The sequence below is a fragment of the Deefgea salmonis genome, from assembly GCF_020531905.1.
In the GTDB taxonomy this organism is placed as follows: Bacteria; Pseudomonadota; Gammaproteobacteria; order Burkholderiales; family Chitinibacteraceae; genus Deefgea; species Deefgea salmonis.
Genome location: NZ_JAJAWG010000005.1, coordinates 195,929 through 204,605, shown reverse-complemented (window position 1 = coordinate 204,605; position 8,677 = coordinate 195,929). Strand labels below are relative to the sequence as shown.

The window sequence follows — 8,677 nt, the reverse complement described above, 5'->3', positions numbered from 1 at the left end:
CTTAACTGTTGGCACAATACCAACGATCTCGATCTCTTCACCCACTTTAACAATACCGCGCTCAACACGACCAGTCACAACAGTACCGCGACCAGAGATTGAGAACACATCTTCAACTGGCATCAGGAACGTACCATCAATTGCACGCTCTGGCTCAGGAATGTAAGTATCCAAAGCATCAGCCAAACGGAAGATTGCCGGCTCGCCGTATTCTGATTGATCACCTTCCAACGCCAAACGCGCAGAACCGGTAATTACTGGCGTATCATCACCAGGGAAATCGTATTTGTTTAACAAATCACGAATTTCCATTTCAACCAATTCAAGCAACTCAGCATCATCAACCAAATCAGCTTTGTTCATGAATACGATGATGTATGGAACACCAACCTGACGAGACAACAAGATGTGCTCGCGGGTTTGTGGCATAGGACCATCAGCAGCAGAAACCACCAATACCGCACCATCCATCTGCGCCGCACCGGTAATCATGTTTTTCACATAATCCGCGTGACCCGGGCAATCAACGTGAGCGTAGTGACGTTTTTCAGTCTCATACTCAACGTGCGCAGTATTAATCGTAATACCACGTGCTTTTTCTTCTGGTGCAGAATCGATAGATGCGTAATCTTTAGCAATACCGCCGAATTTTTTCGACAGAATTGTTGTAATTGCAGCTGTCAGCGTTGTTTTACCATGATCCACGTGACCGATTGTACCCACGTTAACGTGAGGCTTAGTCCGTGCAAACTTTTCCTTAGCCATCGCTTATTCCTTTTTCGAGATCTTGAAATAAATTAATAACTGACAATTGACTGGAGCCGATGATGAGAATTGAACTCATGGCCTCTCCCTTACCAAGGGAGTGCTCTACCCCTGAGCTACATCGGCAATAAACTGGAGCGGGTGAAGGGAATCGAACCCTCGTCGTAAGCTTGGAAGGCTTCTGCTCTACCATTGAGCTACACCCGCATACTTAATAACTGATTCGTTCTCTAAACTTTAATTAGCTCTTATAAAATGGTGGCGGGGGAAGGATTCGAACCTTCGAAGGCTGAGCCGCCGGATTTACAGTCCGGACCCGTTGACCGCTGGGGTAACCCCGCCACTAAGAGAGCCCGCATTATGACCACAGCCCCTCAAGTCGTCAAACATTTTTGACAAAAAAAATTGTACAAACTACAAAAAATCAACTAAAGGCCTAATTTGATTAAGAAAATAACCTCAAATTCTTCAAAGCATTTTGTTTCGTCGCGTTGCCCACACATACAAAATGGCACCAGCGACTATCATTGGCACACACAACAACTGACCCATACTTAAATTCATCGCTAACAAACCCAGGAAATCATCCGGCTGGCGAGCATATTCAGCAACAAAGCGAAATACACCATAACCCATCAAGAACAATGCCGATGTCTGACCAACCGCACGCGGCTTAGCAGAGAAGTGCCACAACACAATAAACAACAGTACACCTTCTAAAGCGAACTGATATAACTGCGACGGATGACGCGGCAATCCATCGTGCGCTTGTGGAAAGATCATCGCCAACGGCATCGTGGCATCGGTAACACGGCCCCACAACTCACCATTGATAAAGTTGCCGATTCGACCTGCCGCCAAACCCAAAGGTACCAACGGCGCAATAAAATCAGTCACCTGGAAAAAATCTCGGTTGGTTTTTCGGCCAAACAGCGCCATAGCAACCAAAACCCCCAAAAAGCCACCGTGAAATGCCATCCCCCCTTCCCATACCTTGAGAATATCCAGTGGATTGGCCAAATAAAATGCTGGCTTATAAAACAAGACGTAACCAAGGCGCCCGCCAAGTATCACCCCGAGCACACCGTAAAACAGCAAGTCATCCATCTCCGAAGTTTGCCAACCCGGTGGATTACCGCGTCGAATCCGCCAGCGCCCCAACATCACAAACAGCACAAAGCCGATCAGATACATCAAGCCATACCAGTGAACACCAACTGGCCCGAGACTAATCGCCACCGGATCAAACTGCGGATGAACAAACATAATAAAATTTCGCCTTAACGCCAGAAAAGTAGCCGCCGATTATACCGTCTCACCAAGAACTTCAATCACTTTTCGCGCCATATTCAACAAGCAACCGACTTCGAAAACCTCTAATTCCTTTTTTTCGATACAATCGGCCACGTGTTTTGAATTTTGCCCAAGGAATCGACATGCCCACTTATCGCTCTCGCACCACCACCCACGGCCGCAACATGGCCGGCGCCCGCGCCCTCTGGCGCGCCACAGGCATGAAAGATGGCGATTTTGACAAGCCCATCATTGCCATCGCCAACTCGTTCACCCAATTTGTTCCTGGGCACGTTCATTTGCACAATATGGGCCAATTGGTCGCACGCGAAATCGAAAAAGCCGGTGGCGTCGCCAAAGAATTCAACACCATTGCCGTTGACGACGGCATCGCCATGGGGCACGGCGGCATGCTGTATAGCCTGCCAAGCCGCGATTTAATTGCCGATTCAGTCGAATACATGGTCAATGCCCATTGCGCCGATGCGATTGTCTGCATTTCCAACTGCGACAAAATCACCCCCGGCATGCTGATGGCAGCGCTGCGCCTCAATATTCCAGTGATATTCGTTTCTGGCGGCCCAATGGAAGCCGGCAAGGTCGACTGGAATGGCGCAGTACGTAAACTCGACCTCGTCGACGCAATGGTCGAAGCCGCTGACGACAAAGTCAGCGATGAAGAAGTGGCCGCCATCGAGCGCAGCGCCTGCCCAACCTGTGGCTCCTGCTCAGGCATGTTTACCGCCAACTCGATGAACTGTCTCACCGAAGCACTTGGCCTATCACTACCGGGCAATGGCTCGATGCTGGCCACGCACGGCGACCGTAAACAGCTATTCCTACAAGCGGGCCGCACCATTGTTGAACTCGCCAAGCGCTATTACGAGCAAGGCGATGAATCTGCCTTACCACGCTCAATCGCCACGCGCGAAGCATTTGAAAACGCCATGAGCTTGGACGTTGCCATGGGCGGCTCAACCAATACCGTACTGCATTTGCTCGCCGCCGCCTCCGAAGCTGGCGTCGACTTCAAAATGGCCGACATCGATCGCATTTCACGCCGCGTTCCTTGTCTTGCCAAAGTCGCACCCGCAACACAAAAATATCACATGGAAGACGTGCATCGCGCCGGTGGCGTTATCGCCCTACTCGCAGAATTATCGCGCGCCGGACTGATTCATCGCGACGTACCGACGGTGCACGCCAAAACACTCGGCGAAGGCTTAGATCAATGGGATATTGTCAAAAATGGCCCAGATAGTTTGGCGCACTTATTTTACCGCGCAGCGCCTGGCGGCGTCGCCACGACGATTGCATTTAGCCAATCGATGCGCTACCCCGACCTCGACCTTGATCGCGAAGGTGGCTGCATCCGCAACAAAGAACACGCTTACTCGCAAGACGGCGGACTGGCCGTACTGTACGGCAACATTGCCGAACGCGGCTGCATCGTCAAAACGGCGGGTGTCGATGACTCCATCCTAAAATTCACCGGTCGCGCCCGTGTCTTTGAATCACAAGACGATGCGGTCGCCAGCATTTTGGCCGATGAAGTGGTTGCGGGTGATGTTGTGGTTATTCGCTATGAAGGCCCTAAAGGTGGCCCAGGCATGCAAGAAATGCTGTACCCAACGTCGTATCTCAAGTCAAAAGGTCTCGGCAAAGCATGCGCACTATTGACTGACGGACGCTTCTCTGGCGGCACTTCCGGCCTATCGATTGGCCACGCCAGCCCAGAAGCCGCCGAAGGTGGCGCGATTGGCTTAGTGGAAGAAGGCGACACCATTGAAATCGACATCCCAAACCGCACCATCAACCTAAAAATTGACGCCGCTGCACTGGATGCGCGCCGCGCCGCAATGAACACACGCGGCAAGCTGGCTTGGAAACCGGTATCGCGTCAACGCGTGGTCAGCCCCGCATTGCGCGCCTACGCCGCAATGACCACCAGCGCCGACACTGGCGCCGTGCGTGACGTTAGCCAAGTTGAACGTCAAGACTAAATCGATCACGACTTAAACGACAAAAGGCAGCGCACGCTGCCTTTTTTATTGCCAAGGGGTATTGACCTGCAAATCATAAGCAACAAGGGCTAGCGAGACATACCCCAGAAAAACAAAAAACCCGCTGAGCTTGCGCTAGCGGGTTTTTGCTTCGGGTTTAACACCGAAATACTGGTGGCTCGTCTCGGAATCGAACCAAGGACACGCGGATTTTCAATCCGCTGCTCTACCAACTGAGCTAACGAGCCATGCTTGACTAAGCATTTGAAAAAGGGCCTAGCTTACAGCTAAACCCTTGAATTCCTTGGTGGCTCGTCTCGGAATCGAACCAAGGACACGCGGATTTTCAATCCGCTGCTCTACCAACTGAGCTAACGAGCCACTCGAAACACTACTTCGTTTCGAAGAGCCGCAATTAAACACCAGCACGTGCCTTACGTCAACTCCTTTCACGCTTTTCTATAGACCAAAGGAGACGATATTCAATAAATGACTGTTTTATTGCGATATTATTTTTCACGCGCTGAGCATCTTTTTAGCGTTAACCTAGTCCAACCCAGATTAAAAATAATTGATTCCCCTTGGAGCGCGATCTTGGAAACGTTTGAAATCATCAGCTACCTACTTGGCGCAGGCATGATTCTGGCTGGTTTGGCCGGCACCATATTGCCTTTACTGCCATCCACGCCTTTAATTTTTGTCGGCATGCTACTTATCGCCTGGGGCAATCAATTTATTCACGTTGGCTGGCCGTCATTGAGTTTGTTATTGCTGATGACGATCGTCGCCAGCGCGCTCGATTACATTGCCGGTGCCATGGGGGCCAAACGCGTTGGTGCGAGCCGCTACGCTATCTGGGGCGCTTTAATAGGTTCGATTGTCGGTATGCTAGGCGGGATAGTCGGTTTAATCCTCGGACCGTTTTTAGGTGCTGCAGCCGGTGAGTTTTATGCCAGAAAAGATCTACTACACGCCGGCAAAGTCGGATTTGCCAGCGGCATCGGCATGTTGCTTGGCGCGATCGCTAAAGTCGGTTTGGCACTCGCCATGCTAGGAGTGTTTTTGCTGGCGTGGTGGATATAAATCCTTCCCGATGGATTCAGACTTGAGATATCAGCCGTTGCCGTATGATTGGTGGGTATATCAACCAAGGTCTTTATTTTTAAAGCCAACATAGATATACCCAATCCATCACACCCAGCGGCGCAGCCAAAAGAACAAGCCCAAAAACACCGCCACGCCCCCCATCAATCCCAAAGCGGCGTAGTAGCCATAGGTCCAGCGTAACTCTGGCATCACATCAAAATTCATTCCGTACACCCCAGCAATTAACGTCAGCGGCATAAAGATGGTGGTAATGACGGTGAGTAGGCGCATTTGCTCATTGAGTCGCTGCGACTGCAGCGATAAATATATTTCTTGCAGCCCAGAAATCATTTCGCGTAGCGCTTCAACGGTTTCAATCGATTGCACCGTATGGTCGTACACATCGCGCAAATACAGCTGAGTTTCACTATGAAAAAAATCGGCGTCATCGCGCTGCAGCACATTGAGCATTTCCCGCATTGGCCACAGACTGCGCTTTATTTGCTGCAAACTACGCCGCAATGACTGTACTTCAACCATCTGCTCGGGCTGGATCTTACTATTAATCGCTTCGTCCAGCTCTTCGCAGCGCTCGCCCAATTGCTCAAGCACTAAAAAATAACGATCCACCAGTTTATCCAGTAAGGCATAGGCCAAATAGTCCGGACCCAGTTTCCGAATTTGGGACTCACTATTTTTAAGCGTATCGCGAATCGCCGCAAAAGTGCCGCTGGGTTTTTCTTGAAAAGTCAGCACAAAACCACGTCCAACAATCAAGCTCACTTGCTCGCCTGAGACGCAATCGGCGTCCCAATTCATCAGTCGGGCGGTGATGTACAAATAGCCGGGATATTGCTCAACTTTAGGGCGCTGCTGGGTATTCAGAATGTCCTCTAAAACCAGCGGATGTAATTTGAAGCGCTGACCAATTAATTTGAGGATTTCAATGTTTTCTAAGCCATGCACGTTCAACCATAAGGTATGGAACGTCGGTTGAAAAGTTCGGCCTACATCAACATCGCTAAAACTGGTCGCAAGATAATCCCCCGGCAAAGGGCCAAACTCAATTAAAGTCGCCAGCGTTGCCGCCGGCGCGACGCCGCCAACATATTGCAAAGTACCCGGTGCTGCGCCGGCTTTATCTGAATTTAAATGCGCTTTTATACGTTGGCGACGGCTCGAATCATTAGGTTTACGCCCATGTTTTGCCATGCTGTGACTTCCTCATTTAAGGCATACATCGTGAGTGGATGCGCCTCTAACCACGTTGCGTCTAATTCCAAGCAATAACCGTCCGCACTATGCGACAGCAAACCCAATGGCGGTGCCTCATCCAGGCGAGCACGATAAAACAGTACTGCCATGCGTAAGCATAAAATGGCATCCCACTCGGCAGGTTGAATCTCTTGATCGGCGAGTTTGCTCAAACTACCAGCATGCGCCAGCACCAGCCGCGATAACCAGTTTTGTTCCCGCTTCGAAAAACCCGGCATATCGGCATGCTGCAAAATATACGCCGAATGTTTATGGTAGCTAGCATGCGCAATCGAGCGCCCCACCTCGTGTAATCCCGCGGCCATCGTCAGATTTCTGGCCAGCACGACATCATCGCTTTGCGTTTCACCGCGTAGCACATCAAATAATTGCGCAGCCAATTGCGACACCCGATACGCTTGCGGTCCATCCACATGGTAACGGCGCTGAAAGAAATCGACCGTTCGGTCTCGCACATCGTATTGAGTTTGGCGCTGCACTAAGTCATACAGCACGCCATCACGCAGCGCGCCATAAGTGATCGACATGCGCTCGATACCGAGCATATCAAATGCCGCCTGCATAATCGCTAAGCCGCCAGGCAATACCGGGCGCCGATCATCGCGCAAACCGTTTAATTGCAAATGATTGATATGCCCAGCCGCAATCATTTTGCTGCGTAAAGCCGCCAAACCATCGCGAGTAATCCCCAGCGGTGATAAATCGTTTAATTCTAAAATATCAGCTAACGAACGCGCCGTGCCTGAAGTCCCGATCGCTCTTTGCCATTCTCCCGAGTAAAACGTGGGTACCAAGGGCAAGAAAGCCCCGCGCGCAGCGAGCTCGGCGGTTTCCATTCGCTCACGGGTAATGACACCATCGGGAAAATAACGCGCACTCCAACCCACACAACCGAGCTGAATGCTTTCAGTACTAAATGAGCGATACTGACTACCGATAATCAACTCGGTTGATCCGCCGCCAATATCAATCACCAAGCGGCGCTCACGCGTACTGGGCAAACTATGCGCGGCACCGATATAAATTAATCGCGCTTCTTCACGGCCAGCAATGATTTCAATAGGAAAACCCAAGGCCGCCTCGGCCTGAGGTAAAAAAGCGGCGCTATTTCTAGCGATACGAAAGGTATTGGTCGCCACGGCTCGCACGCATTGCGGCGGCAAACCGGCTAAACGCTCACCAAATCGCGCCAGTGCTGCGGTCATTTCAGCAATCGCCTCTGCAGTTAAGCAACCGTGAGCATCTAAACCAGCGCCTAAACGAACCGTTTCTTTCAATGAATCCAGCGGAAACAAAGCCCCTTCAACCACACGGGCGACTTGCAAGCGAAAACTGTTGGAGCCGAGATCCACGGCGGCAATGACAGAACAGTCGCCCATTCAGTAAAACTCCAGTAGGTAGCGGGTTTGCGGGCATAACAATACGTAAAACTCATGTTTGTGGCAAACGCAAATCATAAAGGGCAGCCACAGCCGCCCTTTATTAGACACTACTTCTTTCAGGCTAGGGCAATAAACCTCGCCCTAATCTGATGCATCGGCTTACTGCAAAGCGACGCGATCGACTTCTTCTTGGGTTTTATGGCGAACATCTTGGCCTTTCACCAAGTAAATCACGTGCTCGGCGACATTCACCCCCAAATCACCAATGCGCTCAATGGCTTTGGCAATCCACAAAATATCCAAAATCAAGGTAATCGAACGTGGATCTTCCATCATCACGGTAATCAATTGGCGATGCAGCGCTTGATATTCTTGATCTAGCTGCGCATCCGCCCGAATCACTTCGGACGCACTCACCGCATCCATACGCGCAAATGAATCGAGCGCATTGGACAACATATCCAGCGCCAAATCGGCAATATGGTTGAGGTCATGAAAACGTGGCACTTGCAAACGACCGGATTCATAAATGTTTTTTGCCCGTTTGCAAATTCGATACGCTTTATCACCAATGCGTTCCAAATCCTCAACCGACTTAATCACCGTCATCACCATCCGCAAATCGGTAGCCGCAGGCTGGCGACGCGCAATCATATGCACACACATATCATCGAGCTTGACGTGCATTTGATTCACTTGGGTTTCTTGCTCGATCACTTTATTGATGATCGCCACATCACCCGACGCCAAAGCTTGCATTGCCAAGCGAACTTGCTCTTCGACCAGACCGGCCATTCCCATCACTTGGGAGCGAATTGCCTCTAAATCGGCATCAAATTGCTTTGAAATATGTTCTGACATGACACAGCTTCT

At 50.6% G+C, this 8,677-nt stretch carries 7 protein-coding genes and 5 tRNA genes; 2 read left to right on the top strand and 10 right to left on the bottom strand.

Annotated features, from left to right (window positions below):
- The 5 genes from LG219_RS10120 to lgt all read right to left on the bottom strand — a co-directional run.
- Window positions 1-765: elongation factor Tu (locus LG219_RS10120; RefSeq protein ID WP_226764360.1), on the bottom strand; the 765-nt coding region annotated here is incomplete at its 3' end.
- Window positions 766-816: 51 nt separating this feature from the next.
- Window positions 817-891: transfer RNA gene (locus LG219_RS10115), tRNA-Thr, on the bottom strand.
- A gap of 7 nt (window positions 892-898) precedes the next feature.
- Window positions 899-972, bottom strand: a tRNA-Gly gene (locus tag LG219_RS10110).
- A 49-nt stretch (window positions 973-1,021) separates the two neighbouring features.
- Window positions 1,022-1,107: transfer RNA gene (locus LG219_RS10105), tRNA-Tyr, on the bottom strand.
- A 126-nt stretch (window positions 1,108-1,233) separates the two neighbouring features.
- Window positions 1,234-2,031, bottom strand: coding sequence for a prolipoprotein diacylglyceryl transferase (gene lgt, locus LG219_RS10100; protein WP_226764359.1), 798 nt, complete (start codon window positions 2,029-2,031; stop codon window positions 1,234-1,236).
- Window positions 2,032-2,201: 170 nt separating this feature from the next.
- Here lgt and ilvD point away from each other — a divergent pair, with 170 nt between their 5' ends.
- Window positions 2,202-4,061, top strand: a complete 1,860-nt coding sequence (gene ilvD / locus LG219_RS10095; RefSeq protein WP_226764358.1) for a dihydroxy-acid dehydratase — start codon at window positions 2,202-2,204, stop codon at window positions 4,059-4,061.
- 172 nt (window positions 4,062-4,233) lie between these two features.
- On the opposite strand, the gene LG219_RS10090 is transcribed toward ilvD, so the two are convergent.
- Window positions 4,234-4,309: transfer RNA gene (locus tag LG219_RS10090), tRNA-Phe, on the bottom strand.
- Window positions 4,310-4,366: 57 nt separating this feature from the next.
- Window positions 4,367-4,442: transfer RNA gene (locus LG219_RS10085), tRNA-Phe, on the bottom strand.
- Between the two features lie 213 nt (window positions 4,443-4,655).
- Between LG219_RS10085 and LG219_RS10080 the strand changes: the two genes are divergently transcribed.
- Window positions 4,656-5,144, top strand: a complete 489-nt coding sequence (locus tag LG219_RS10080) for a DUF456 domain-containing protein (protein ID WP_226764357.1) — start codon at window positions 4,656-4,658, stop codon at window positions 5,142-5,144.
- Between the two features lie 108 nt (window positions 5,145-5,252).
- On the opposite strand, the gene corA is transcribed toward LG219_RS10080, so the two are convergent.
- The 3 genes from corA to phoU form a co-directional block, all read right to left on the bottom strand.
- Window positions 5,253-6,359 carry a magnesium/cobalt transporter CorA gene (gene corA, locus LG219_RS10075; protein WP_226764356.1) on the bottom strand — a complete coding sequence of 369 codons (1,107 nt, stop codon included), beginning with the start codon at window positions 6,357-6,359 and terminating at the stop codon, window positions 5,253-5,255.
- The gene (locus tag LG219_RS10070) at window positions 6,308-7,801 is read right to left on the bottom strand and encodes a Ppx/GppA phosphatase family protein (RefSeq protein WP_226764355.1); all 1,494 of its coding nucleotides are present in this window, start codon (window positions 7,799-7,801) and stop codon (window positions 6,308-6,310) included. Before LG219_RS10070 ends, corA begins: the two co-directional genes overlap by 52 nt.
- Window positions 7,802-7,963: 162 nt before the next feature.
- On the bottom strand, window positions 7,964-8,665 hold the full coding sequence (gene phoU, locus LG219_RS10065; protein ID WP_226764354.1) for a phosphate signaling complex protein PhoU: 702 nt from the start codon (window positions 8,663-8,665) through the stop codon (window positions 7,964-7,966).
- Window positions 8,666-8,677 lie beyond the last annotated feature (12 nt).